The following is a 26,521-nucleotide window of genomic DNA, read 5'->3' on the forward strand; positions in this document are numbered from 1 at the left end:
TCTGAGCCGCGCGATTTACGGGGAAATCTGATTCAAAATCCCGCGCAGCGTGTCCGAGCTGAATGGTTTTTGCAGGAAGCCGGTGAGATTTTTCCCGGCGAAACGCTGGCGCGCGTCCTGTGCGCTGTAGCCGCTGAACACGACGATGCGTTGTTCAGGGTAAATCTGGCGGAGCGCGGTGAAGGTATCGAAGCCGTCCATCACGGGCATCGTGAGGTCGAGCAGCACGAGATCGAATGGCGTGCCGCGCTGGCGCGCGAGATCGATGGCTTCCTGGCCGGATGAAGCCTGTTTCACTTCGAAACCGTAATGCGCGACCATCTGCGCGGTGACCGTGCGCACGGGATCTTCGTCGTCCACGATCAGCACGTAACCGCTGCCGCGCCAGTTGCGACCGGCGGAAGCGGCGATCTTAACCGGCGCTGGTTTGGGCTGAATCGGGAAACAGAGAATGAAACTCGCGCCTTGGCCGGGTTGCGTGGTGAGGCGGAGCGCGCCGTGGTGACTGCGCATGATGCCGAGCGCGGCAGCGAGCCCCAGACCGCGACCGCTGCCTTTGGTGGAGAAAAAGGGATCGAAGACGCGCGCCTGCGTGCTGGCGTCGAGGCCGGGGCCGTTGTCTTTCACTTCGAGGCACACGTATTCGCCGGTTGTGAGTTCCTGGCCGATGCGCGCCTCGGCGAACCACGTGCCATCGAGGGTTTGCACCCGCGTGGAAACCTGGATGAGGCCGTCGCGCCGACCGAGGGCTTCGGCGGAATTGAGCACCAAGTTCAACAATACTTGCCGCACTTGCACGGGATCGGCGGCGACGTTGGGCAAGGTTTCCGCGAGTTCGAATTCAAGCGCGGCGTGCGCATCGACGGAGACGCGCAGCAAATCAGCCGTCTCGCGCACGAGCACGCTGAGGTTGAGCGAAGTGGTATCGATGCGCCGGCGTCCGGCGTAAGCGAGCAGTTGCTGGCAGAGATTAGCGGCGGTGTGCGAAGCCTGCTCGATCTGATTTAAACTGACGAACGCGGGTGATTGGGCCGGGAGGTCGTCGCGGATGAGATTGGCGTTGCCGAGGATCGTGGTGAGCAGGTTGTTGAAATCGTGCGCCACGCCGCCCGCGAGCACGCCGAGGCTCTCGAGTTTTTGCACTTCGAGGAGCTTGCGTTCGATTTTTTCGCGTTCGCGCGAAGCTTGCACGCGCGGAGTGATGTCCAGGGCGATGCCGATGACGCCGGAGATTTTGCCTTCGGCGTCGTGGATAGGGGATCCGCGCATTTCAAAGATGGCGCCGTTGATCTCGCGTTGGCTGGTAGTGGATTCGCCGGAAAGACCGCGCCGGATGTCAGAGAGAATATCCGGACGGTTCGCGTAGAGATCGAAGACGGACTGGCCGACGCATTGCGCGGTTTCCAAATGAAGCATGGCGAGGCCGGCGCCTTCGGAGAGCGTGAAAATTCCGCGTGTGTCGACGGCGTAGAGCACGATGGGCGTATTCGTGAGGATGGCCGCGAGCTGTTTCTGGCGCGCGATGAGTTCGACCTGCGTGCGACGTTGCTCCGTGATGTCGGTGACTTGGCCCACAAGGTAGCGCGGCGTGCCGTCGTCGTCGCGCACGAGGCCGACGCGAACCATGACCTCGACGGTGGAACCGTCTTTGCGGATGTAGCGTTTCTCGAGTTCGATGGTTTCCGCCGAGCCTTTAGCCACGAGATTGTTGCGCTCGACAGTGGCGTCGACGTCTTCGGGGTGCGTAAATTGCACAAAGCTCATGCGCAGCAATTCCTGGCGCGAATATCCGACGATGCGGCAAAAGGCTTCGTTCACCTCGACGATGTGGTGGTCGAGTTTGGCGAGCGCGACGCCACCCGGAGCTTGGTCAAAAATCATTTTGCGCAACTGGCCTTGCTCGTTCGCCTGGTGCTCGGCGCGTTTGCGTTCGTCGAGTTCGTGACGCTGGAGTGCGATCACGACCACCGAAGCGGAGATGATGAGGAAGATGCCGGCCACCGACCACAGCCACACGCCGCGGGCGCGGACGCCTTGCATGATCCATTCACCGGCATCGAGATCCACGCCGAGCACGGCTTCGACTTTGCCGTCTTTGTCGCGCAGCGGAGCAAAGGCGCTGACCCAGCGGCCCCAGCGATCCGTGACGATGTCGGTGTCGAAATACGTTTCACCGGCGAGCGCGCGTTTGATACCGGTCCGGACGCTAGGATAAATTTCGCCCGGCACCGTGCGTTGTTCGCGAGGTTCGTCGTAGACGCCGTTGTGGTTGTAGTCGGTTTCCGAATCGACGAGCAAAAACACCGAGCCATCCGCGTTCACGCGATACGTATAAATGTCGGCGATAAACGGATTTAATTTCAGCCAGCGAATCTGCGTTTGCACGAGTTCGTGGTAGAGCGGGTCGTCCTGCGCGGGCTTGTCCTTGAGACGCGCGTGGCCGAGTTGCTCGAACTCCTGCACATAAAACGGCAGCATCAACAGCACGCGCTCCTGCACGTTTCTCTGAGCGTTAGCTCCCGCATGATTCACCTGGAACCAACCACCGATCAACGGCAACGCGAGCAGCACCCAGGTGGTGCGGGGCAATGTGCTGAAACGATCCGTGCGTCGTAGCCACCAAATCAATCCCGCCCACATCGCCGCAGCTGTCGCCAAAAAAGCGAGGTAGTCGAAATTTGTGACGAGCCAACCGTTCATGTAACGAGAGCCGAGCAAAACTTGTTCCGTAAGCATGGCAATCCCGCGCAAAAATCATCACCCCGCGAACTCTGCCGCTGACCCGTTGTCCCACGGATCATGCCTGCCAATTTCGATAACCCAGATCCTGCGACGAAGCGCCCCCGCCAGCATCACCGGTTCCGCACTGCGTTCATCATTTTAGGCGTAATTGTAGTTCTGTTGATAGTCGTGCGGCTGGTGTTACCGGGTTTTATAAAATCGTCTATTAACAAGCGGTTGAACGAGATACCGGATTACTCGGGGCAAGTGGCGGACGTTGATCTCAGCCTGTATCGCGGTGCTTACAGCCTGCACGGCGTGGAGATTGTGAAGCGAAACGGCCAGGTGCGGGAGCCGTTTTTCAAAGCGGAAGCCATCGATTTCTCGCTGGCGTGGCGCGAACTGTTTCGCGGGAAAGTCGTCAGCGATATTTATCTCGAAAAACCTGAGTTGAATTTCGTTCAGGGCGCTTCCGATGCCTCCAGTCAGGTCGCGACCGACAAACGCTGGCAGGATGTGATCAACGATATTTTCCCGATCGACATCACTTTCCTGCAAATTCGCGACGGGCTGCTGCGCTACGTGAACAATTCTACGACGCCGCGCGTCGACGTATATGTTGCGAACATGCAAGCGACCGCGACTGGCCTGCGCAATCGCACGGACGAAGAAAACAAAGTCGAGTTTCCCGCACGCATCAACCTGCACGGCGAGACGATTGGCGGCGGCCGGCTCAACGTTACGACCGAGCTCGAACCATTGGCGACGCAACCGCATTTTCTGCTGAAGGTGGAACTTGAAAACGTCTCGATGCCTTCGCTCAACGAATTCTTGCGCGCCTACGCGAACGTCGACGTGAGCGCCGGCACGTTCAAGGGCTACGTCGAAGTTCTCGCGCGCGACGGCGGATTCAACGGTTACTTCAAACCGTTTTTCGAAAACATGGATTTCAAAGCGCTGCCGGGCGAAGATCCTTCGCTGGGCAAACAAATCTGGGAAGGCGTCGTGCGCTTCGTGGCGTTCGTGTTTAAGAACCACGAAAAAGATCAACTCGCTACACGCGTGCCGTTCTCCGGTGAGTTCGGCGATGCGAAAGTCGGCGTGTGGCAGACGATCATGAACACCTTGCGCCACGCCTTTGTGCGCCCGTGGCCGGAAAAATTAGAAAGCCGCCAAGGCGGGCGGGTGAGCGGCGATCCTGAGCCCGCAAAGAAAGAAGCCGCCGCGCCTCCGACTTCGGCAACCAAGCCGCCGTCGAAATAAGGTGGGCGGCGGCCTCCGCACCGCCCCTTGGCCGTTTCGAGAAAATCGGCTGCGTTCGCGGCCTCGTCGGCGCCGGTCGCGTCGAGCGGCAAGCCTCTTGGCCGTCGCGCCACTCATCCCGCGCGGGTGCCGCTCGTCAATTTAGCGCTGCCAGCGAGGCGCGCGGCATGCGTTCTGCGGTTATGCCTTCCGCTTCCGCAACTCCCCTCAGTTCAGTGCATGGGCTTGCGACCCCGCAGCGTGATGCATTTGGTCGCGGCATGGTTGTTAACGCCGTTGCCGATACCGCCGCTCGCATTACCCGGGCTAAAGAACGGCTTTATGTCGTCTGTCAGCTCGTGGGCTGGGGCCTTTTCTGGGCGATTCCCCTTTTTCTGCAACGTGCCGTGGCCAACGCTAAAACCGAACCGGTCGAGCCGCGCGATCCGGTCACGGAATTCGCGGTGATGATCATGGTGGTGCTGTCGGGCCTTTTGCTCACGCACTACATCCGTCCGTTGATGCATCGCTGGAAATGGAAGCAACTCGCTTGGCGGGCCATTTTTCCGCGCGTGTTTGCGATGAGCATCGTGCTTTCGCTGCTCTGGAATGGCTTGGGCTATTTCTATACTTACGGCGTGGTCGGGGTGGCGTGGACGTCGAAGCTCAATATCTGGCTCGTGTTCGGACTCTCGTGTTTGAACGGCATCGGTATTTTTGCGGTGTGGCTGATTTTCTATTTTTTCTACCACGTCTTTGATCGGCTCAATCGCCTCCAAGTCGACCAACTGCAGCTGGCGGCCAATGTGAAAGAAGCCGAGCTGCGCGCGCTGAAATCGCAGGTGAATCCGCATTTTCTCTTCAACTCGCTCAACAGCCTGCGCGCGCTCATCGACGAAGATGCCCCGCGTGCGCGGGAAGCGGTGACCCGCCTTTCGAACATGCTGCGCTATTCGCTCCAGTCCGGCCAGCTCGAGACCGTGCCGTTCGAAGACGAATTGCGCATCGTGGAGGATTATCTCGCGCTGGAAGGAATTCGGCACGAAGCACGTTTGCGGGTGCGTTGGGAAATTTCTCCTGAAGCGCGTCTGGTCAGCGTGCCGCCGATGTTGCTGCAAACCCTCGTGGAAAATGCGGTTAAATACGGCATCAGCACGCGACGCGAAGGCGGCGAAGTGCTCATCCTCGCGCAACGCAACGCCAACGTGCTCAACATCCGGGTCACGAATCCCGGCAATCTCGCTGCTCCGTCGAGCGCGGCCGCCGCGCGGGCGGGCTCATCGACGGGCGTCGGTCTGCGCAATGCGTCCGAGCGGCTCAAGCTGTTGTTCGGCAGTCGCGCTACGCTCACGTTACACTCGGAAACTCCGGGTTACGTCACCGCCGATGTGCGGATTCCGTTAACCGATTCTCTCGCATGAAAGCCCTGATCGTCGACGACGAACGCCTCGCGCGTAACGAACTCCGCCGCCTCCTGGCTGCCCACGCCGACATCGAAATCGTCGGCGAAGCGGTGGACGTGGAAGATGCGCTCGTGAAAGTGAACGCGCTTAAACCCGAGCTCATTTTCCTCGATGTGCAAATGCCCGGCGCGGACGGCTTCAGTTTGCTCGAGCAACTCGCCGCGCCCGTGCCGCTGGTGATTTTTACGACGGCCTACGATGAGTTCGCCGTGAAAGCCTTCGAGTTCAACGCGCTCGATTATCTGCTCAAACCCGTCGACCCCAACCGGCTCGTCGCGGCGCTCGAAAAGATCCGCCCGCGTGGCAGCGAAACGCCTTTCGAAGCGGGCGCGATTTCGGCGCACCGGCTTACGTTGGAAGACAAAGTGTTCGTTCGCGAAGGCGACCGTTGCTGGTTCGTGCCGGTGAAAAATATCCGCCTGCTCGAATCCGAGGGCAATTACACGCGCGTGCATTTCGATGACCAGAAACCGCAACTGTTTCGCTCACTCACGGCGATGGAAGAGCGGCTCGATGCCAAACACTTCTTCCGCGCCAATCGCAAGCAGGTCATCAACCTCGCGTGGGTCGACGGTATCGAACCATGGTTCAGCGGCGGTTTGCTGGTGAAGTTGAAAGGCGGCCTCCAAGTCGAACTCTCCCGCCGCCAAGCCCAGGACTTCCGCGAACGCATGAGTTTATGAGGCAGCTGATATTGAGGTAACCACGAATGGACACGAATGCACACGAAGAGAAATGGCTGCACGGCGATTTGGTTTATCAAATCGTTGGGTGCGCGCTCGAAGTGTCGCGTGAGTTGGGGCATGGCCTCCACGAGAAACCGTATGAGAATGCGATGGTGGTGGAGATGGGCATCCGTGGGCTGACTTTTGATCAACAGCAGCGCTACGATGTGATGTATAAAGGGATTCAGGTCAGCGAATACGTGCCGGATCTCGTTGTAGGCGGCTCGGTGGTCGTAGACTCGAAAGTAATCGAACACATCACGGATCACGAACGCGGCCAAATGCTCAATTATCTCCGTATTACCAAACTTCGTGTCGGGCTGATTATTAATTTCAAAAAGCCCAGACTCGAATGGGAACGAGTGATTCTTTGAAATCATTCGTGTGAATTCGTGTTCATTCGTGGTTAAAAATATTCCCCTCTAATTTATGATCGCAGCACACAACCTGACTAAAACCTTTAAGGACAAAAAACGCGGCACGATCGTGGCCGTGGAAAATGTGTCCTTCGCGTGCCAGCCGGGCCAAATCTACGGCCTGCTTGGCGCCAACGGTGCGGGCAAAACCACCACGCTGCGCATGCTCGCGACCTTGCTCAAACCCACGAGCGGCACGTGCACCGTCGCCGGCTTCGATACCGCCACGGCGCCTGAAGACGTGCGCGCCAACGTCGGCTTCCTGGCGGCATCCACCGCGCTCTACGGACGCCTCAACGCGCGCGAGATGATCGCCTATTTCGGCCGCCTCAACGGCATGACCGACGACGCGATTCGCGCGCGCATCAAGGTGCTCGCCGACGAACTCGGCATGCACGACTTCCTTGACCGGCGCTGCGATAAATTTTCCACGGGCATGAAACAAAAAACGTCCATCGCGCGGACGTTGATCCACGATCCAGCGGTGATGATTTTCGACGAACCCACGCTCGGCCTCGATGTGATGACCGCGCGCGCGATCGTGAAGTTTGTGAAAGAGTGCCGTAATCGCGGCAAGACCGTGATCTACTCCACGCATATCATGAGCGAAGTGGAAAAACTCTGCGATGTCGTCGGGATTATCCACGGCGGAAAACTCGTCGCCGAAGGCACTTTGCCCGAGTTGCGCACTCGTTTCGGCGAGCAGGACTTGGAGGAAGTGTTCGTGAAAGCCGTCGGTGGCGAAGCCGCGCTGGCCGCCGCTCTTAACCGCTAACTTTTTGCTCCCATGAACTGGAAATCCATTTTTGTCGTCTATCTCAAAGAGCTGAAAGACCAGCTCCGTGACCGTCGCACGATCATCTCCACGATTGTGATTCCGACTGTGCTCATGCCCCTGATGTTCTTCGGCGTTAGCGTCGTGATGAAAAAGGTCATCACCAAGGCGCAGGACGAAGGCACGAGCGTCATGGTCGTCGGTGCGGCGGGTGCGCCGCAGCTCATGAGCGAACTGCAGGCCGATAAAAAATTCCGCGTGTTGCCGGAGAAGGACGATTACAAGCAGCGTATCGCCGATAAAAAGATGCGCGTCGCGTTGGAGCTGCCGGAGAACTTCGAAGCGCGGCTGCAAAAAGGCGAGGCGGTCACGGCGTCGATTCTGCACTATGAAGGCGAAATCAAATCCGGCATTGGCGCGCGCGAGCTCGATTCATTTCTCCAAAAATACCGCACGAAACTCGTGGCGGAGCGCCTCACTGCGCGAGGACTGCCGCCGGAACTCGTGAAGCCTTACGACATCCGCCGCCAGAATGTGGCACCGCCGGAAAAGGTCGGCGGCGCGGCCATCGGCGGACTGATCCCTTACATCATCATCATTCTTTGCTTTGTCGGAGCGATGTATCCGGCGATGGATCTTACCGCGGGTGAAAAGGAGCGCGGCACCATGGAAACGCTGATGTGCAGTCCCACCAGTCGCATCAATATCGTGCTCGGTAAATTTCTGACCGTCGTCACGGCATCGGCGGCGACGATGGTGTTCAGTCTGGTTTCAATGGGGGCCACGGCGGCGCTCGGCGGCTCGTTTTTAACGAGTAAACCCGCTGCGGTGACGGCAGGGGCTGCGACCAAGTCGGTTGCGTCGGCTATGCCGACGATCGATCCTGCAGGCGTGCTCGGATTGTTTGCGATGATTCTGCCGGTCGCGGTGTTGTTCGCCGCGATTTTGCTCACGGTGTCGCTATTCGCGAAAAGCTACAAAGAGGCGCAGAGCTATGTCGGGCCACTCATCATGGTCGTGATTCTTCCTGCCATGTTCGGCATGTTGCCGGGCATCGATCTGAATTTGAAAACCGCGCTCGTGCCGATTTTGAATCTCTCGCTCGTTTCGAAAGAAATGCTTTCCGGCACGTGGAACTGGGATTTCATCGCGATCATTTTCGGTTCCACCTGCGTGTATGCGGCGGTCGCGTTGGCACTCTGCGTAAAAATGTTTAATCGCGAAGATGTGATGTTCCGCGCGTAAAATTTTAGTTCAGTGTGCGTGTGTCATGAAAACCGCGTGGGGTGAATACCCTGCGCGGTTTTATATTTTTGAGTAAAACGCCGGAGCATTTGGTAAACGCGAGTAAATGCCTCCCGCGTGGCTAGGCGGAGGGTGCTCGTGGTGCTATGATGCGCGCACCCGATGAAATCCACACCGTCCGCCCAGCTACAAGAAGCCGCGCATCTTGAAAAATTGCGCACGCAGATCGCGAGTGACATCGAAATTCTCCACCGCAAGGAAGCGAGCATGCGCGAGCACGAGCAGCGTTTGCGCGACATGATTGAAAGTGCACAGCCCGCCATGCGCTCCACGGTCAGCACGACTCCGTTTATGATGTCGATGGCCTCCGACCACGCCCAGCTCGACGCCGGTTGGGAAAAATACAACCGCGCGCACGCGTTGCTTGAGGCCGCGCGCCGTGGCATCGCCGACGACCGCCTTGCACTCCGTGATCGCGAAACCCGCGCGCAGCAACGGGAGGACGAACTAGATCGGCGCGAAACGTGGGTGAAGATTCAGGAAGCCGAACTCACTACAAAGAAAACCACCCCCCCGCCGGCTCCCACGCCAACAAAACGGAAACGCTCCTTTACCGCCGCACCGTTTCTCATCGCCAAAAATCTTCTCATGCCTGGTCGGAGTTAAGCGTGGCCACAGCGCTGTGGGGGGATTCGGTCGATCAAGCGTCAGACTTGCTGAGTAATTTCAAGCCGAGCACGCTACTGAGAATGAGGGCTACACAGAACGCTCGTCCGATATCGCCTGGTTCGTCGAAGTAAACCACACCGAGAATCACCGTGCCGGCTGCTCCGTGCGTGGAATCAACGGGATGGTCCCGCCATCGATGCCCCGGGGTGGCGGTTGAGGGCGTGGTAGGCTGACAAAGTATTCCAAGATTTGTCTTCGAGGTGGAGCCCGACGACCTCCGGGCGACGGCCGCCTGCTTAGCGCGTTTTCGTGCCCATAAATCGCGCGCGTAATTTTCGAAGCTTGACGTTTCCTACAAGTGTAAGATTCATCGTCCTACATCTGTAAGAAATATGCCGCCAAAAATATCTAGTGCTGAGTGGGAAGTGATGAGTGTGTTGTGGGAGCAGTCGCCGCTTGCTGCCACCGAAGTGTTCGCCGGCTTGCCGGGAGATCACGGATGGAAACCGAAAACAGTTAACACATTTCTTGCGCGGCTCGCCGACAAAGGGGCGTTGAAAGTGGTCAAGCGCGACGGCGTGAACGTCTTTGCGCCGCGGGTGCGGCGGGAAGACTGTATCGCGAGCGAGAGCGACGATTTTTTGCAGCGGGTATTTCGCGGCGCGGCGGGGCCGCTGCTGCTGCATTTTTGCCAGCAGGAGAAATTAAGTGAGGCAGAGATCGCTGAGTTGCAGAAATTGCTTCGCCAGAAAAAAGGCCAGCCATGACGCCGCTCGAAACTGTTTTTTTGACGGTCGCTGGTCTATCGGGGCGCGGCGCGCTGTTGATCGCGCTCGCATTGATCGCGCGCTTTACGCTGCGACGAGTGGTGGCTCCACGTTTTATCTTTGCCGGTTGGTTGCTCGTGGCGGGGGCGTTGTTGCTACCGTGGCGATTACCCGTGCCGTGGCATCCGTTGACGTCGTCGCCGGTCTCGCAGAGGCAGTCGGTGCCGATGGAAAATCGTGATGAGGATGAGTTCGCGGTTCGACCGGTAACGGCGGCGGTGCCGTTCATGCTGACCGCTCCGTCAGGAGTGATCTCGAAACCTGCGACTTCGTCGGCAGTGGCGCCGGCTAGATTCAATGTGTTTGGCCAGCGCGTGGTGATGCAGCGGTCGTGGTTCACGGGATTGGTGGTGATCTGGCTGGCGGGCATCATCGCACTCGTCTCGGCGCGCGTGGTTGCTTTGCGCCGATTGACGCGAGCGCTGGATCGCACGCGGCTCCCGGTCGACGCGCGATTGGTTGCCGCCGTGAAAGCGATCGCAGTCGAGCTTGGTTTGAAAAAGAGCCCCGAGATTATTGTCACGCCACTGGTCGAAACGCCTGCGCTCTGCGGCGTCGTGCGGCTGAGGCTGCTTTTCCCGGTGGGATTTGAAACCCGCGTTTCGGCCACGGAGCTTCCGTGGGTGGTGCGACACGAGCTGACGCATTGGCAGCGGCGCGACACATGGGCGCAGCTGTGGCTGCAGGTGGCGTGTTCGGTGCATTGGTTTAATCCACTCGTCTGGCTTGCGGCGCGGTTGGCACGCGAAGACAGCGAACTGGCCTGCGACGAAGCGGTGTTGCGCCGACATGCGGACAATTCGAGTGCGCGCGTTGCTTACGGAGAAACTTTATTAAGCGTGATCGGTGGAACGAGGTCGGCGCCTCGGCTGCCGACCGTCATCGGCATCGTGGAAAGTCATCGTCAACTTATGAAACGAATCATGTTCATCGCGGCGCATCGCCCGCCGACATTACTGCGCACCCTGGTCGGGGTGGCGCTTTTGACAGGTGTGGTGGGGGTCGGCGCAACAGAGGTCATGTCGACGCCCGCCCCTGAGCGAGCATCGGTCGCTATGACGAGTTTGCCAGAAGCGGTTAAAATTACCGCACCTGCGCCGATGCCTAAACTGAGCGCGGAGGAACAGGCCAAGCTGGCCGAGCGTCGTCGGGCTGACGAAAAACAATGGGAAGATAACATGACCTTCGCGCTTGAGGGGATTGGACGCGTTGGAGGAGTGCCGGTCGCTTTCCTCTCGATGAATGGTAACCTTTCCGCGGTTATCGAACGCAGCCAGGTGGCGCGTCGGATGGTGGAAACAATCGATGTGGATAACAAGCAAGTGACCCTGGTTCGCCAAGGACAGCCGCCACTCGTGCTGGCGTTGACCACATCCGATCCGATCGCGTTGACTGAGCTGCAAGACTTTGTGGTGAATTCCATTCTTTCCAAAGAGGGTATAAAGCGACTGAACGAATTTCGCGGTGTGCCGAGCGAACTCGCTCTGGTGTGGGACGAACTCAGTCGGCAAGGACAAGCCGAAGTGCTAAACGGTTACCTTTTGAGAGGACTCGTCGTTGGCGTCCATATCCGGCCCGGCGGTGGTGCTGGTAGTTCTTCGGGCAAGCTGTTCGAAAAAGAAATAGCCCAGCGCGACAAGGCTCGCCGTGATGCCTTCTTTGCGGCGCTCACGCCTGAGCAACGAGCGCGTTATAGTGTGAGCCAGCAGGCAATCCGCTTCACGGCGTCTGCGGCCGAACGGGAGAAGGCGAGCGCGGCGGCGAATGCCGCAAAAACGAGCCGAGCTGAAGTTCTCGCCGAGCTGACTCCTGCGCAACGAGCCCTCTATGACGAGTGGTGGTCGTGGTTAATGCTTCCACCGGGCCAGACGTAACGAAGGCGCGATTTTATCGCGGCGCTTATATAAGTAACGGAAAAGGGCGGTTAAGGATAACCGCCCCTCCCTTGAATTTAATGAGAAACCGCTCAGCGGTCGGGTTCTGCTTGGGAACGAATGATCGTGCCGCGTGCTTACGCTTTTTCCAACTCGGCAAGTTGCGCGGCGGCTTTTTCCCACGCGGTGTTGGCTTGCGTGATTTGGTCGACGATCGCGGTGAGCTCGCGGTTCAAGTGGTGGAATTTGCCCTTGTCAGAATAGGTTTCCGGTGACTCGAGCGCGGCGGTGATTTCGTTCTGCTTCGTTTCGAGTTCAGACACTTTCTTTTCCAGCGCGCTGACTTCGGTGCGCAGTTTTTTGATGTCGTTGGGATTCGCCTTTTTCGCAGCAGGAGCGGCGACGGGCGCGGCTTTTTCCTGCTTCGGGCGGGCGTCGGTGAAGCCGGCGGTGAGCGCGGCGCGGGCGTTCGAGGCCTTGGATTTCTCGAGGTAATAATCGTAATTACCCGAGTAAGGCGTGAGACGACCGCTGTGCACGTGGAGCACGGTCTGCGCGAGCGCGCGGATGAAATACACGTCGTGGCTGATGAAGATGAACGTGCCTTCGAATTGCTTGAGCGCATTCACGAGCGCGTCGATGGACGGGATGTCCAAGTGCGTCGTGGGCTCGTCCATGAGGAGCAAGTTCGGCGGATTCACGAGCAGGCGGGCGAGGGCGAGGCGGGATTTTTCACCGCCGGAAAGCACGGACACTTTTTTGTGCACATCGTCTTTGCGGAAAAGGAAACCGCCGAGCACCGCGCGCGCTTGTTGTTCGGTGAGCTGGTTCTCGTTCGTGCGCAGCTCCATGACGTTTTCGAACACGGTCATGTCGAGCTTCAGGTTGTCCGCGCGGTTCTGTGCAAAATAACCCGGCACGACGTTGCTGCCGAGATCACGCACGCCGCCCTGAATCGGGATCACGTCAGCGAGGATCTTCAGGAGCGTGGATTTGCCGGCGCCGTTCGGGCCGACGAGCACGATCTTTTGGCCGCGTTCGGCTTCGAAATTCAAGTCCTTGTAAACGATGTGGCTGCCGTAGGCTTGATCGACGTGCTTGAGGTTGATGACTTTCAAGCCCGAGCGCGGTGGCTGCGGGAAACGGAAATTAATCTTCTTAAGGTCTTCCCACGGCTCTTCGACGGCGACGTCTTTGAGGCGTTCGATTTGCTTCTCCTTGGATTTAGCGCGCGAGGCCATGGACGCCTTGGCACCGAAACGATCCACGAACTTCTGCAAGTGGGCGATTTCGCGCTGTTGGTTTTTAAACTGCGCCGCCTGTTGCTCTTTGCGCGCGTCTTTTTCGTTCAGGTAGTCGTCGTAGTTGCCCGTGTATTTATTGAGCGTGCCGCCGCGGAGTTCGAGAATGCCGTTGCAGAGGACGTTGAGGAATTCGCGATCGTGGGAAATAATCACCAAGCCGCCCGGATAGCGCGTGAGGTAGTCTTGAAACCACAACAGCGCTTCGAGATCCAAGTGATTGGTCGGCTCGTCGAGCATCAGGAGCGCGGGCTCGCTGACGAGGAGTCGCGCCAAGTGGGCGCGCATCACCCAGCCGCCGGAAAAGGATTTCGCCTGTTTGTCGTGATCGGTCTCGCGGAAACCGAGGCCGGAAAGGATTTTTTTCGCGCGAGGTTCAAGCGTCCAATCGATGTCCCAATCGTCGTCGTTCTCGGGCTCGAGTTTTTTGCCGCTGGTGGCGATAGCCAGGATGGTTTCCTCGCCGACGGGCGCGCTTTCCTGCGGCAGGTAGCCGAAATCGGCGCCGCGTTCCCATTCGATGGTGCCTTCGTCAGGCAGTTCCTCGCCAAGAATCAGGTTAAACAGCGTGGATTTGCCCGCGCCGTTGGGGCCCACCAGACCGAAACGGTCGGTGCGGGCAACGAAGAGCGACACCTCGGAAAACAGTTCCCGGGTGCCATAGGATTTGGCGACATCAGCGATCGTAAGCATGGCGACCGGTCAGTGAGCCGTTCCCTAAGGGGGCCGTCAATGGCTTTGGTAGCGCCAGAATGCCCCGGTTTTGAAGTTAATCAGAAACCAAATCCTGGGCCGCGCGTTTAACAGGATGCCTCACGGTGCCGCCATGGAAAAACTTACCTCAATGCTGTTTCGATTCACGGCGAAAGCCGTGGCCTGCATTATTATCCGCAACAAGTGATGCTTGCGACCGGCGCAGTCTTGGAGTCACTTTTCGCGCCTGCCTCCGGCGCGCTTGCCGGCCCGGGTCAGCTCCATCGTGACAAAACCGTGAGTTCCGTTTCCTCAACGCCCGCTGGCGATGAATCCACCGACACTTCCGCCGAGGCCGACCAGCGCGATGCGTTGCTCGCCCAGCGTGGCGATGCGGCGGCCCTCGATGCGCTCGTGAAGCGGCACTACGAAGGCGTGTCGCGGCTACTCTGGAAATTCGCGCGCGAATCCAGCGAGCTCGAAGATTTGGTGCAGGAAACATTTTTGCGCCTCGTGAAACACCTGCACACGTGGCGCGCGGAGAAACCTTTTGCCCACTGGTTGCGCCGCATCGCCGCGAACACCGGTCGCGATTATTACCGGCGTCAAGCCGTCCGCCGCCGCTGGCGCGTGGAGCCGGCGGTGTCGCGTTTCGGAGATTCTGCGGAAGCGCCCGAAATCGAAGCCATTGATCCGGCCATGGATCCCGCGGCGCGCGCCGCCGCCGACGAAGTGAAAGAGATTCTCGCCACGCTCCCGCCCGATGATCGTGCCGTGCTCACGCTCCACCACCTCGAAGGCTGGGATCTCGCCACGATCGCCGAACAGTTTGGCTGGACGGTTACGGCCACCAAACTCCGCGCGTGGCGCGCCCGCGCTCGATTGCGCGCGCTGCTCTAAAAATTTTAATACACCCCCGAACTGAACTGAACCCAATGAATCCGAATTCTCCTGATAAAGACCGCCGCTGGCACGACCTCGTGCAACGCGCGCGCCGCGACACGCCGCCGGCAGTGAATCTAGCTGCGTTGTTAAACAGTTTGCCGCGTGGCTCGGCACGCGTGCAGCCGCGTCCGAGTTGGTCGAATGAGTTTGATATCTTCTTCGGTCGGCGTGTGTGGTTGGCGGGCGGGCTCGCTGCCTGCGGACTGTGCGTCAGTGGATGGTTTTTAAACGACGCCCTCGAACACGACTTGCCGTGGATGGAATTGGTCGCCTCGGTGGATAACGCCGACCTGGAGGATGGCCAATGAGTCCTTTTCCTTGGCGTGCGTGGATCGCCGCCGCCGCGATGGTGATCATCGGTTTCGCATTGGGCGTGGGCTCGACGATTTATTTTGGCGGCAACAAGGTCCGTGATTTGCTCGGCAATCCGCCGCCAAACCGCCCGGCGGTCGAGCGTCCGCTCATGGAGCGCGCGTTGATGGGCATTGAGAAAAACTTAACCGAAAAACTCGACCTCACGCCCGAGGAAGCGGCGCGCGTGCAAGCGACGTTGAAGGAAGCGGGCGCCAATCTGCGTGCGCTTCGGCAGCAATCGAGTCGCGATTCCCGAGCCGAGATCGATCGCGCCGTTAAAAAAATCACCGAAGAGCTTCCGCAGGAAAAACGCGCCGAATTTCGCCGCCACTTGGCGAACCGTCTTAAATGGCTGAAATCCCAACAACCGCCCCCGCCGCCCCGTCGCGAAGAAAAAGGCCGCGGCGACGGCCCCAAAAACGGAAGCTAACCTGCGGGCGGGTTGATGCGTTGCGGCCAATTGACACTTAATAGGTGTCAATTGGCGAGAGCTGCGCGGCACCTTCGGCTTTGCCTTTGCGGCGGGAGCACATCTTTTTGACGGCTCATGCCGAACCCTCTCGCCTCCGAAAAGTCGCCTTATCTCCGCCAACACGCGGACAATCCGGTCGATTGGCTGCCGTGGGGCGAGGAGGCGTTTGCAAAGGCCCGCGCGGAACAGAAACCCATTTTCCTGAGCATCGGTTACTCGACCTGTCATTGGTGTCACGTGATGGCGCACGAGTCGTTCGAGGATGCCAAAGTCGCCGCGGTGCTGAATCGCGATTTCGTGCCGGTGAAAGTCGATCGCGAGGAGCGGCCCGACGTGGATCGCGTTTACATGGCTTACATCCAGGCCACGACCGGCCACGGTGGCTGGCCGATGAGCGTGTGGCTGACGCCGACGTTGAAACCTTTCTATGGCGGCACGTATTTTCCGCCGGAGAATAATCCGCAGGGGCGCACGAGTTTCTCGGAAGTATTGCGGCTCATCGCGACGCATTGGAGTCAGCAGCGCGAAAAAATTCTGAGCGGCGCGGATGAAGTGACGGCGTCGCTGCAACGTTACGCGACTGAAGGCCGCCCGCGCGAAGTGCAGGAAGGCGAGCCGGCCCCGCTGCACGAGGCGGCGGGCGACGCGTTTGAAAAATCGTTTCAATATTTCTACGAAGCGTTCGATGCCGTGAACGGCGGCTTCGGGGGCGCGCCGAAATTCCCGCGGCCGAGCACGCTGAATCTGCTTTTCCGCGTCGCCACCCTGCAAGGCGTGCAAAGCGAAATTGGCGCCGAGGCCGTGAAGCTGGCGACATTCACGCTGCAAAAGATGGCCGGCGGCGGAATGCACGATCATATCGGCGGCGGGTTTCACCGTTACGCGGTCGATGCGGAGTGGTTTGTGCCGCACTTCGAAAAAATGCTCTATGATCAGGCGCAACTGGCCGTGAGTTACCTCGAAGCAAAACAAGCGACCGGGCGTGAAGTGTTCGCGTGGTTTGCGCGCGATATTTTCGACTACGTCACGCGTGATCTCACGAGCCCGCAGGGCGGTTTTTATTCAGCGGAGGATGCCGACAGCCTCCTCGAATACGGCAAACCGGAGCACGCCGAAGGCGCGTTCTACGTATGGACGAAAACCGAGATCGTCGCCGCGCTGGGCGAAGACGCGGAGTTTTTCTGTGCGCACTACGGCGTGAAAGAAGGCGGCAACGTGGAGAATGACCCGCAAAACGAGTTCGTGGGGAAAAATATTCTGATGCAGCGCCAGCCGCTGGTGAACACGGCGGCGCAGTTCCGTTTGGATGTCTCGGCGGCAAGCGATAAATTAATCGCGGCCCATGCGTTGCTGCATGCGGTGCGCGCGAAGCGTCCGCATCCGCATCTCGACGATAAGATTATCACGGCGTGGAACGGCTTGATGATTTCCGCGTTTGCGAAAGGCGCGCAGGTGCTCGAAAGGGCGGACGGCCCGGACGTCGGGCCCTACCTTACGGCGGCGACGCGCGCGGCGGAGTTTATCCAGCGTGAGTTGTTCGAGCCATCGACGCAGACGCTGTATCGCAGCTGGCGCGAAGGACGCAGTGAGATTCAGGCGTTTGCCGAGGATTATGCGGCGCTCATCCAAGGGTTGCTCGATCTCTACGAAGCAAGTTTCGAAATCCGCTGGTTGCAATGGGCGGAGCAGTTGCAGGCGAAAATGGATGAACTGTTCTGGGACGAAGCGGGTGGTGGTTATTTCAATTCTCGCGCGGATGACGGGAGTATCATCGTGCGCTTGAAGGAAGATTACGATGGCGCCGAGCCTTCGCCCAATTCGCTCGCGGCGATGAATCTCGTGCGACTCGAACGCATGCTTGGTGCGGGTGCCGGCGCGCTTTCGCGTGATACGCGTGCGGTGCGCACGGTCGAAGCGTTGCGTCAGCAGTGGGCCAACGTTCCCCAAGCGCTCCCGCAGATGTTGTGCGCGGTGGAATTTGCATTGGAGCCGCCGCGGAGCGTGGTGCTCGCGGGCGATCCCGAATCCGATGATTTTCGTGCGCTCGCGGCAGTTTTAAATGAAGCGCTCGCGCCCAAACGCGTGATTCTCGCGGCGGACGGTGGCGAAGCCCAGCGCTGGCTCGCCGAACGATTGCCGCATATTGGCGCGATGAAACCGATCAACGGCCGCGCTGCTGCTTACGTATGCGAGGGTTTCACGTGTCAGGCGCCCACGATTGACGTCACCGAATTGCGCGCGCAGCTGCAGCGCGGTGCGAGCTGAAGGTCAGCCCTTATTTATCTTCGGCCGCTTTAAGGGCGGGTGAATCCTGCTCGGCATTTTGGAGCAGGGTGAGGACTGAGTCGATGATGCCGAGGACGGCGGGGCGGCTGGCCGCGAATTCAAGCAGGCGAATTTCGCGCTCATCGAGGCCGGCGCGGCGGATGGCTTTGGTCAGTCCGGCGACGGATTTTTGGGTGCTGCGTTGATAGGTGGCGAGAGCGGGCGCTTCGTCGCCCTTGTCAGGCATGGAAAGGTCGAGGCCGCTGATGGATTCGACCCACAAAAGAGCCATGTGCGCCATTTCGGGTGAATTGGCCGGGTGCCCCATTTTTTCCATCAAGCGGGCGATGGTCGGGAATTTCACCGGGCGCCCGTTCTCCAGATTGATGATGGTGTTACGGTGGCGGCGGGCGAGGGTGGCGAGCGCGTCGAGGGTGAGGCCGCGCTGTTCCCGCAACTGCCGGAAGAGTCGCGCGTGTTGCATCTGCGCAAGGGGATGAGGTGCCCGGGCTTTTTTGTCAACGAGTCGGCTGACCGGCATTCTGGTTGACAAAAATTAGACAGTATAAATCTATTGTTCATTCGATGCGTAAGCCCAAGCAATCAAACGCTTGGGGTTCGAAAGCAGATGTCACGCGCCGGGCCCACGCGACTCGTCTGCTCGGAACCCTACTGAAAATTTGTGGCCAACTGAAGACACTCCAGCCGGACGCAACGGCGCGGCGCGCCTACGGGGAGGTCGCCAGCCATCTGCGGCGGTTGGCGGAGGAATACCAATGAGCGAGCCCAGAGTGAGCGCGCCGAGTCTGCGCGGGACGGGCATGGTGCTGGTGGTGGACGATTACAGCCCGGCGCGGGAAATGATCGCTTATCTGCTCGGCTGTTACGGCTATGAAGTGAAGATGGCGGGTGACGGGCCAGGTGCGTTGCAGCTGGCGGCAGAAACGCCTTTCGATCTGGTCGTGCTGGATGTCGAGATGCCGGATATTTCCGGCGTGGAGCTGTGCCAGAAATTGAGGGATCACTGGCGACGGGAGGTGCCGGTGGTGTTTATCAGCGGAGGATCGGGGCCGCTCCAGCAAGCGGCCCGTCAGGTGCCGCGATCAGGCTTTTTTTCGAAGCCGCTGGAGTGCGGGGATTTTCTGGAAGCGGTGCAGCGCTTGTTGAGCGGTGCTTGAGGTGCGCGCAATCCCGCGCCCGCGAAACGCGGTCACCGCTTCAAGTATTTCGCGATCGCTTGGGAGCGGGAGTTGACCTGCAACTTGTCGTAAACGCGGCGCACGTAGGTGTCCACGGTCACAAGCTTGATGTTCAGGTTGTCGGCGATTTCCTTGTAGAGATAACCTTTTGAAAGCAGATCGAGGACGGAGCGCTCGCGCGGGGAGAGTTCCTCGAAGTCCGGGCGCTCATTTTCGGTTTTGGCGAAGGATTGCACGACTTTGCGCGCGATGGCGGCGCTCATCGGCGAACCGCCTTGCGCGATCTGGCGGATGGAGGCGAGCAGTTGGGGGCGACGCGTGCCTTTGAGCAAATAACCGGTCGCACCTGCGGCGAGCGCGGCGAAAATGTGGTTCGCGTCGGCATACACGGTGAGCATCAAAAACTGGGTGTGCGACAACGTGGGTTTTAACCGGCGCACGCATTCGATGCCGTTAATTTGGGGAATATTGATATCCATCAACACCACATCGGGACAATCTTTGGGAAGATTTTCGACCGCGGATTCGGTGTCGGCGTAGCTGTTGACGAGCTCCAGCTGATCGCTTTCCCGGATGAGTTCGGAAAGGATTTGGCGGGTGGGCTCGTCGTCATCGACGATGCAAACGCGGAGGCTCATAAGGTTGGGGTCGCGGTCGGCAGCGGCACATCGAAAGTGAGCGCAGTGCCACCGGAAGGTGCGACTGAAATTTCGCAGGTGCCGCCGAGATCGGCCATGCGGGCGCGCAGGTTGGCGAGGCCGTTGCCGCGAGGAGATTCCGGCGGACTGGACGGAAAACCACGACCGTTGTCGGTAATGACAATCTGCAGGCGGTTATTTTCCACGGTGAAAGCGAGCGAGATTTCGGTGGCTTGGGCGTGTTTGACGCAGTTGTTCAAGGCTTCCTTGCAACTCAGGAAAAGATGATGCCGGTGCTGGGCGGTGAGCGTGTAATGGGGAAGATAATCCGGCAGCACTACGCGCGCCCGCAGGCCGGCATCGGCGAGGAAGCCTTGCGCGAATTCCACGATGTAATTGGCGACGCTTTCGAGGTCGTCGTGTTGCGGATTCACGGCCCACACAATAGCGTCCATTGACTGGGTGAGTTCGCTGACGGCGGAGTAGATGCGGTCGAGTTGGCCCGCTTTGTTGTGCTGACTCGCGGTTTGCGTGAGCAAGCTGATGCGCGTGAGGCCGGCGCCGAGGTCGTCGTGGAGGTTGCGGGCGATGCGGGTGCGTTCGCGCTCGAGCGCGGTTTCACTTTCGAGTTTTGCGAGTTTCGCGCGCAAGCGGCGGTGTGACCATGCGCGCGCCGCCAGCACGCCGAGCAACAATATGAGCGCGATGATTCCGAGACGGAACAACAGGGTTTGCCACCAGGCGGCGAGCACGATGATGGGCTGGCGAATTTCCGATGCACTGCCTGCCACGCCGGAGAGATGTGCGTTGAGCACGAACGTGTATTCGCCCGGCGGGAGCCGCGTGTAGTGGGCCAAGCCGCGCGCGTCGACTGGAGTCCAGTTATCCTCGTAGCCTTCGAGCCGGAAACGCGCGCGCACGCGGTCGGGATTTGAAAGGCATAACACCGAATATTCCAAAGTCAGCGCGCGACTCAAGGCGGGCACTTCAATTGAAGCGGTGGCGGGCAACCCGCGATGCTCGGTGCGCGCGGTTTCGACGCGCGCGAGCAACGGCGTGGTCGCAACGTGCTCGCGCCGGGGATCGACGGCGATGACCCCCTGGCGCGTCGCGAACCAGAGAACGTCGTCGTGGCTTTTCCAAGCGGACGGTTGATGCGCGACGGCGCCAATCGCTTCGTTCACGCCTTCGTCGGAGGTAAGTTGAGTGGCATCGACGCGATCGATTTTCCCGGAGAAAAATTGATCCAATTCCGCGCGCGCCACTTTAAAAATCCCTTTTGGCGAACCGAACCAGAGGTTGCCGAGATGATCGCTCAGCACCTGGCCGATGTTGTTGGAGGGCAACCCGTGGCGCTCCCCTAGCTGGCGCCCGGGAGGGCTGCCGATTTGGAGCACGCCGGCCGTGGCGGTGCCAATCCAACCGGTGCCGGTCGGGTCGAAGTGGATGCTTTGCACCGGTGCTTCGATCGGCAGCGGCGCAGGCACGAGGCGTTCGTTTTCGAAGCGAAACAAGTGCGACGTCTCGGTGCCGATCCAAAGCTGGCCTTGCGAGTCTTCGCTGATGGCTTGGACGCGGCCATGCGTCAGGCCGGCATTGAAATCGAAAACCTGCCAGGCGCCATTGCGCAGGCGGCCCAAGGCGCCCGGTTGTAGCACGGCCCAAAAATCGCCGTTTTTCGCGAGGTAAGTGACGCGCATCTCGCCGACGATGCCGGGCGGAGGAGGCGGCGCCGAGGGAGCGTCCGGCGGAAGAAAGCCATCGCGCGTGGCACGGAGTAGCCCGAATGACGTCGTGACTAGCACCCCTTCGGATCCGAACGGAGCGAGGGAGCGCGCGCTAAAAGTGTCGCGGCCTTTCGGTGCGGCGAGGGTGCGCACGCGCCGTTGTTCGTTAATGTAAGCGAGTCCACCGTCACGATTCGCGATCCAGATCGTGTGGGCGTTATCCTCGGCGATGCCGAGCGTGTGACGTTCAAGCAGGCCGTGTTCCTTGTCGAAACGGCGCACCGTGCCGCCGCGCACGCGGAGCAGGCCGTGACCGTTCGAACCAATCCAGATATTGCCGTCGCCGTCTTGCAGCATGACGCCGGCGTCCTCCGGAATTTCAAACACCGCTTCGGATTTTCCGTCGGGCAATCTCAAGCGGTGGACGCCTTGCGCGCGCGTGCCGATCCAGACGACGCCTTGGTTGTCCTCGAGTAACGCTTGGACGGAGCGCCCGTTGAAACCGTTGCTTAAAGGCAGCTGCAGGCCGACTTTTCCATCGATAATTTTGCGGAGCAAGCCGTGCGAAAGCACCCACGGGCCTTGCGTGCGGCTGGAGGCGATGCGCAGTTGTTCCGCGCCTTCGAGGGATAGTGGATGGATTTTGCCGCCTTCATAGCGCGCCAGGAGCGGGCCGTTGGCCAGCCACACACGGCCTTGGCCGTCGCTGGCAAATTGCGTGGAACGTCCCGGACCCATGCCATCCAGCGGGCCGAATATTTCGTGATGCCCTCTTTGAGCCGCATGACGTCGCCGCCTTCGAACGCGATCCACAAGGCGTGATCGGCGGCGATGTGGAGTCGGGCGATGCGTTTGTCGGTGTAGTTTTCCGGCAGGGTTTGGGGTTCGAAATTCCCGGCGCGAACTCGCATCAAGCCGCCGGCATACGGTGCGGCCCACAGATCGTCTGAGGCGGGATCTGCGATGATTGACGCAATGCCGTCCGACGGAAGTTTCCCGTGCGCAGAATAATCATAGTTGAGGAAACGCGTGCCGTCGAAACGCGTGAGGCCCACAGTCGTCGCTATCCAGAGATAACCGTTTTGATCCTGACACAGCGCGCTGATTTCGTTGCTGAGCAAGCCGTCGGGCTGTCGCCAGCTGCGCATGGTGTAGAACGGTGCTTCGCCGAGGCGTTGCGCAGGGCTGGCATTGCCCGTGAACAACGCGAGCAAGGTGAGCGCAACGCGCGCAGCCAGGGAGGGACGACGAAACGACATCGGGGTGCCCGCAAGGAAACGATATTTGCCGAGTTGTCGCTACATGCTTTTGCGCAATCACTGCCGTTATCCTAACGGCGACGATGACCTCGTGCGGTCAGGAAAATAAAAAGGCCCGGCAGTGACGCCGGGCCTCGGAGAGTTGAACGTTTAATTTCGATTAGAAGGTGGCGGTGATACCGGCAGCGATCGCGATGCCGCGGTCGTCCATGCGACGGTAGTTGGCGTAGGCTGGGAGAAGATCCACCGAATCATCGAGAAGCTGATAGGTCTTCGAAGAGAACAAACGCTCCGCCGTCACAAACGCGGTGAAGTTTTTATTGATGACGTAGTTGGCTTGGACGCGAACATCAGGCGGAATGTCGTTCAAATTATAGAGTTGAAGCACGCGGCTGGTGCCATCGGGTAACGTGACCGTGGGAGCGGAATCGTGGGTGCGGCCTGGTTCGGTGTAGGTGACGAGGGCGCGCACCGAGAAACGACGCGCACTGTAAGATAGGCCGCCGGTCCACTTGGCGCGGATGTCGCCTTCGAGCATGTAGCCGAGGTTGGTCGCACCACTGGTCACGATCGGGGCGGGACGCAGAGTATAGGTGACAAACGCATCGATCCCGCGGGCCCAGGGGGCGAGGATGCCGAAGTTTTGCGCCAGCTCGATTTCGAAGCCCTTGCGGATCTGCTGCACGCCGAGGGCGAGGGTGGTGTCGATGCGGAAATTATCGTAGCCTTCAGCACTCAAACCAGCGGCTTCGAGCAGCGCATTGTAGTCGGGGCTGGTGTTAAAAACCTGAATCGTTTCCCACACGTTATCCACGATCTTGTAGTAGTAGGAGATCGAGTATTTGCCGGAACCGTTTTTCGGATAGTAGGCCAATTTGAAATTATACGATGTGTTGATCTCCGGTTCGCCACCGACGTTCGAGAGTGTGATGGTGCCGTTGCCGCCCAACACGGAGGGATCGGGAATCGCTGGTTCCGTGATCTGGAAATTCGCGCCGCTGACTAGGAGAGCGTTGTTGCCTTCGATGTCAGGCAGGCGGTGTTCTTTCGTCCACGAAACCTGGGCTTTCAGGGTGTCGGTGATGGCGTAGTCGACGATGAATTGCGGAGTGATGGGCTCCGTTCTCGAGGCGTCGACCGACTTCGTATAACGATTACGCATAGCCAGGAACAGGTTTTGATTCACGTTGGAGATCGCCGCGCCGTTCGGGGCGAGTGAGAGTTGGGTGGGGAGATAATCGACGCCCGCCGCCTGCATGCGGGTGCGCAGCGCGGTGTCAGTCAGCACGGCGTTCGCCGCCCGGCGAGAATCGCCTGCGGCGTAGGTGGTGTTTTCGTTGCCGTCGAAACGCACGCCGGCGGTATAAACCGAGTCGCGGTAACGCGTGCCGTCAGCGTTGGTCACGAAGTTATAATTCGGATTGTTGAAGACGTTGTAACCTTTGCGGGTTTTGCGGCTCTGACGACCGCCGCCAATCACGGTGAGGCGATTGGTGAAGAACTTGGCGGTAGCCATGCCGTAATAATCGATGGTCGTTTCCGTCAGGCCCTTGAGATTGCCCACGCGCGAGAGGTAGTTGATTGCCGGAGTATGGGTCGTGCCTGCGATATACTGATCCGTAAAATATTCGGGATGCTCCTCGTAGATCTGATAGATCTTGTGGCCGTCCATCCAGCTTTGCGGCTGGGCATATCCCGTCGTGGCTTCACTGAGGTAAGGAGATTGGATTTCGGAATTGGCGATATTGGGTCCGATGTAACGCATCTCGTTGGTCGCGCCGAGGCCCCAACGATGGTTGCTCTTTGATTCATACAGGCTGCCCGCTTTCACCGTCATCGGGAAGGGCAGGAAATCCAGTTCGCGCGATACATCCAACTTGTAGCTCTTCACCAAGTCGCGGTTGCTCGATTGGCTGGAGCGGGCGCGGAAACCATCCACCAAAATCGTATCCCACGCGGACAGTGGGGAGTAGTTCAACGGATTGCCGGCCGCGTCGTAGAGCAGGATTTGGCTCACGACACCTTTGTTGATGCCGACGAAGTCCATGCGGCTGCCCGTGAGGTTGGCGTCAACCGATGAGAAGTGCTTGTTCGCGCGATCGGGCGCCGTATTGAACGATTCAGACGCCGTCGCGCTGGCGAACACCTTCCAAAGACCTTTGTTGTAGGCGGCGGTGATGTAGCCTTGTGAAGTGAAGCCGTCGCGGTCGCGAGCATCCACGTTCATGGAACCGCTTACGCTGGGATTGAAAGTCGCGGTGCGTTGATAGCCGGTCACATAATCTTCACCCCAGTCTTTGATGCCCACGCCGCCGCTGTAGCGCCATTGGGTGCGGCGATTCATGCCGATGCCCTCGAAAACGGACACCTGCGCATTCGCGCGAATCTCAAGTTCTGGAATGGGGCGCCAGTCGACCCGGAAGTTACCCGATTGGCGGTATTCCACCCATTGGGATTCGTTGAGTTCGAGTCGGTCGACCACTGGGTTCGTGACGTTAATGGCCCCTTTAGAGTTAGAAACTTGGGCGGTCACGCCGCTGCCCGTGCTGGTGCGCGGGGTGTAAAACCAATCGCGCATGCTGGCGCGGCGAGTGAGGGAGTATTTGTTGTCCGAAGCCGCCGAAGCGGTGATACCGATTTTTTTCGAGAGAGGGATCGATGCGCTGGCCCGGATGCTCGGCAGCGTTTTGAAGCGAGGTTCATAAGGCCCGGGAGTTTTCTCGAAGACGTCCGGCGCCAGCGTGTTGTAGTTAAACGCGCCGGAGACTTCGTAAACTGGCCGTGCTAGTTCGAACGCGCCCCGCGTGATCAGGTTGATCGTGCCGCCAGGGGCGTCCTGACGCATGTCGGGTGTCGCGACCTTGATGATTTCGAGCCGGCTCGCGTTGTTGATGGAGAGCGCATCCAGCTGCACCGCGCGGGTGAGGCCGCTGGTGGAACCACTGGCCATGGGCACGCCGTCGATCATGACCGCCGTGCTGTCGGCCCCGAAGCCGCGCACGGCGACGGTGGTCGCGTTGTCCGGATTGCTGCCCGCGCCGAATGCACCGTTTTCGACATCGACGCCGGGAAGGAAGCGGACGAATTCGCCGATGTTGCCGTCCTTGATGTAGCCGAGTGCGTCGGTCGCGATGACGGACTTGATGTTCACGGACATGCGCTCTTCGTTAATCGAGAGTTCCTGCGCATTCTTAAAGCGCTGGGCTTCGACGACAAATTTATCGAGCACGACGGTTTGCGCATCCGCGTTGGAGGAGCTGGCGTTGAAAGTAAAATTCGCCTCCGCCGCCTGACCATCCGCGACCGCGACCGCTGCGCGCAAGTCGGTCTGACCGGAATACGTGACGCGCAATTTCGCTTCGCCCGCGGGAACCGAGCGCAACGTGTATTCGCCGTTCGAATTCGTATAGGCTTCGATGGAAGTGCCCTCGACGCGCACCCGGGCGTTGTTGAGGTAGCCGCCGCTGCTCGCGTTGAAGACACGGCCCGTGATCGTGCCGGTCGTGGACTCTTGGCTGAAGCCAGTGGCAAATGACAAAAGGACGCCTGCGATGAGCGCAAAGAGGGACATCCGTTGAGGGAGGAAGCGGCCGAGTAAGGCCACGAACGAACTGTGTGGGGTGGGATGCATAGCTAGGTTTGTGGGTAGGGTGACAAAGCGAAAATCAGCCGGGGCCGTCCCGGGCTGAAGACTGTGTCGGGGTATGAAGT

General features: G+C 59.5%; 21 protein-coding genes. 14 read left to right on the top strand and 7 right to left on the bottom strand.

Going from position 1 to position 26,521, the window contains the following annotated elements; translation table 11 throughout:
- Nucleotides 1-15 precede the first annotated feature (15 nt).
- Complete coding sequence (locus tag ACRRQW_RS08870) at nt 16-2,736, bottom strand: PAS domain S-box protein (protein WP_438480931.1); 2,721 nt, start codon at nt 2,734-2,736, stop codon at nt 16-18.
- Between the two features lie 63 nt (nt 2,737-2,799).
- On the opposite strand from ACRRQW_RS08870, the gene ACRRQW_RS08875 reads away from it, so the two are divergent.
- The 9 genes from ACRRQW_RS08875 to ACRRQW_RS08915 all read left to right on the top strand — a co-directional run bounded on the left by ACRRQW_RS08875 (nt 2,800) and on the right by ACRRQW_RS08915 (nt 11,957).
- Nucleotides 2,800-3,984: a DUF748 domain-containing protein gene (locus tag ACRRQW_RS08875; protein ID WP_438480932.1), complete on the top strand. Its 1,185-nt coding sequence runs from the start codon at nt 2,800-2,802 to the stop codon at nt 3,982-3,984.
- A 182-nt stretch (nt 3,985-4,166) separates the two neighbouring features.
- On the top strand, nt 4,167-5,384 hold the full coding sequence (locus ACRRQW_RS08880) for a sensor histidine kinase (protein ID WP_438480933.1): 1,218 nt from the start codon (nt 4,167-4,169) through the stop codon (nt 5,382-5,384).
- Nucleotides 5,381-6,109: a LytR/AlgR family response regulator transcription factor gene (locus ACRRQW_RS08885; protein WP_438480934.1), complete on the top strand. Its 729-nt coding sequence runs from the start codon at nt 5,381-5,383 to the stop codon at nt 6,107-6,109. Before ACRRQW_RS08880 ends, ACRRQW_RS08885 begins: the two co-directional genes overlap by 4 nt.
- A gap of 26 nt (nt 6,110-6,135) precedes the next feature.
- Nucleotides 6,136-6,525: a GxxExxY protein gene (locus ACRRQW_RS08890; protein WP_438480935.1), complete on the top strand. Its 390-nt coding sequence runs from the start codon at nt 6,136-6,138 to the stop codon at nt 6,523-6,525.
- A gap of 55 nt (nt 6,526-6,580) precedes the next feature.
- Nucleotides 6,581-7,342, top strand: coding sequence for an ABC transporter ATP-binding protein (locus ACRRQW_RS08895; protein ID WP_438480936.1), 762 nt, complete (start codon nt 6,581-6,583; stop codon nt 7,340-7,342).
- Nucleotides 7,343-7,354: 12 nt separating this feature from the next.
- The gene (locus tag ACRRQW_RS08900) at nt 7,355-8,587 is read left to right on the top strand and encodes an ABC transporter permease (protein WP_438480937.1); all 1,233 of its coding nucleotides are present in this window, start codon (nt 7,355-7,357) and stop codon (nt 8,585-8,587) included.
- Between the two features lie 162 nt (nt 8,588-8,749).
- Entirely contained in the window at nt 8,750-9,253 is a 504-nt protein-coding gene (locus ACRRQW_RS08905) for a hypothetical protein (RefSeq protein ID WP_438480938.1), read from the top strand.
- Nucleotides 9,254-9,648: 395 nt separating this feature from the next.
- Nucleotides 9,649-10,023, top strand: coding sequence for a BlaI/MecI/CopY family transcriptional regulator (locus ACRRQW_RS08910; protein WP_438480940.1), 375 nt, complete (start codon nt 9,649-9,651; stop codon nt 10,021-10,023).
- Nucleotides 10,020-11,957 (top strand): M56 family metallopeptidase, encoded by a 1,938-nt coding sequence (locus tag ACRRQW_RS08915; protein ID WP_438480942.1) that lies wholly within the window; start codon nt 10,020-10,022, stop codon nt 11,955-11,957. The genes ACRRQW_RS08910 and ACRRQW_RS08915 overlap by 4 nt, the downstream gene beginning before the upstream one ends.
- A gap of 137 nt (nt 11,958-12,094) precedes the next feature.
- Here ACRRQW_RS08915 and abc-f read toward each other — a convergent pair whose 3' ends face one another.
- Entirely contained in the window at nt 12,095-13,951 is a 1,857-nt protein-coding gene (gene abc-f / locus ACRRQW_RS08920; protein WP_438480943.1) for a ribosomal protection-like ABC-F family protein, read from the bottom strand.
- A 297-nt stretch (nt 13,952-14,248) separates the two neighbouring features.
- On the opposite strand from abc-f, the gene ACRRQW_RS08925 reads away from it, so the two are divergent.
- The 4 genes from ACRRQW_RS08925 (at nt 14,249) to ACRRQW_RS08940 (ending at nt 17,987) form a co-directional block, all read left to right on the top strand.
- Nucleotides 14,249-14,851 (top strand): RNA polymerase sigma factor, encoded by a 603-nt coding sequence (locus ACRRQW_RS08925; RefSeq protein ID WP_438480944.1) that lies wholly within the window; start codon nt 14,249-14,251, stop codon nt 14,849-14,851.
- Between the two features lie 35 nt (nt 14,852-14,886).
- A complete protein-coding gene (locus ACRRQW_RS08930; RefSeq protein WP_438480946.1) occupies nt 14,887-15,204 on the top strand; it encodes a hypothetical protein in 318 nt (105 codons plus the stop codon).
- Nucleotides 15,201-15,680, top strand: coding sequence for a hypothetical protein (locus ACRRQW_RS08935; RefSeq protein ID WP_438480947.1), 480 nt, complete (start codon nt 15,201-15,203; stop codon nt 15,678-15,680). The genes ACRRQW_RS08930 and ACRRQW_RS08935 overlap by 4 nt, the downstream gene beginning before the upstream one ends.
- Nucleotides 15,681-15,797: 117 nt before the next feature.
- Nucleotides 15,798-17,987, top strand: a complete 2,190-nt coding sequence (locus ACRRQW_RS08940; protein WP_438480948.1) for a thioredoxin domain-containing protein — start codon at nt 15,798-15,800, stop codon at nt 17,985-17,987.
- A gap of 10 nt (nt 17,988-17,997) precedes the next feature.
- On the opposite strand, the gene ACRRQW_RS08945 is transcribed toward ACRRQW_RS08940, so the two are convergent.
- Nucleotides 17,998-18,471, bottom strand: coding sequence for a helix-turn-helix domain-containing protein (locus ACRRQW_RS08945; protein ID WP_438480949.1), 474 nt, complete (start codon nt 18,469-18,471; stop codon nt 17,998-18,000).
- Nucleotides 18,472-18,763: 292 nt separating this feature from the next.
- On the opposite strand from ACRRQW_RS08945, the gene ACRRQW_RS08950 reads away from it, so the two are divergent.
- The gene (locus ACRRQW_RS08950; protein ID WP_438480950.1) at nt 18,764-19,165 is read left to right on the top strand and encodes a response regulator; all 402 of its coding nucleotides are present in this window, start codon (nt 18,764-18,766) and stop codon (nt 19,163-19,165) included.
- 32 nt (nt 19,166-19,197) lie between these two features.
- Here the strand turns inward: ACRRQW_RS08950 and ACRRQW_RS08955 are convergent, their stop codons facing one another.
- From ACRRQW_RS08955 to ACRRQW_RS08970, 4 genes are all read right to left on the bottom strand, one after another.
- On the bottom strand, nt 19,198-19,824 hold the full coding sequence (locus tag ACRRQW_RS08955) for a response regulator (RefSeq protein WP_438480951.1): 627 nt from the start codon (nt 19,822-19,824) through the stop codon (nt 19,198-19,200).
- Complete coding sequence (locus tag ACRRQW_RS08960) at nt 19,821-22,124, bottom strand: two-component regulator propeller domain-containing protein (RefSeq protein WP_438482348.1); 2,304 nt, start codon at nt 22,122-22,124, stop codon at nt 19,821-19,823. Before ACRRQW_RS08960 ends, ACRRQW_RS08955 begins: the two co-directional genes overlap by 4 nt.
- Nucleotides 22,061-22,810, bottom strand: coding sequence for a ligand-binding sensor domain-containing protein (locus ACRRQW_RS08965; protein WP_438480952.1), 750 nt, complete (start codon nt 22,808-22,810; stop codon nt 22,061-22,063). Before ACRRQW_RS08965 ends, ACRRQW_RS08960 begins: the two co-directional genes overlap by 64 nt.
- Before the next feature lie 160 nt (nt 22,811-22,970).
- Nucleotides 22,971-26,441: a carboxypeptidase-like regulatory domain-containing protein gene (locus ACRRQW_RS08970; protein ID WP_438480953.1), complete on the bottom strand. Its 3,471-nt coding sequence runs from the start codon at nt 26,439-26,441 to the stop codon at nt 22,971-22,973.
- Nucleotides 26,442-26,521: the final 80 nt, after the last annotated feature.

Origin of the sequence: Oleiharenicola lentus, assembly GCF_051660365.1 — a bacterium.
In the GTDB taxonomy this organism is placed as follows: Bacteria; Verrucomicrobiota; Verrucomicrobiia; order Opitutales; family Opitutaceae; genus Lacunisphaera; species Lacunisphaera lenta_A.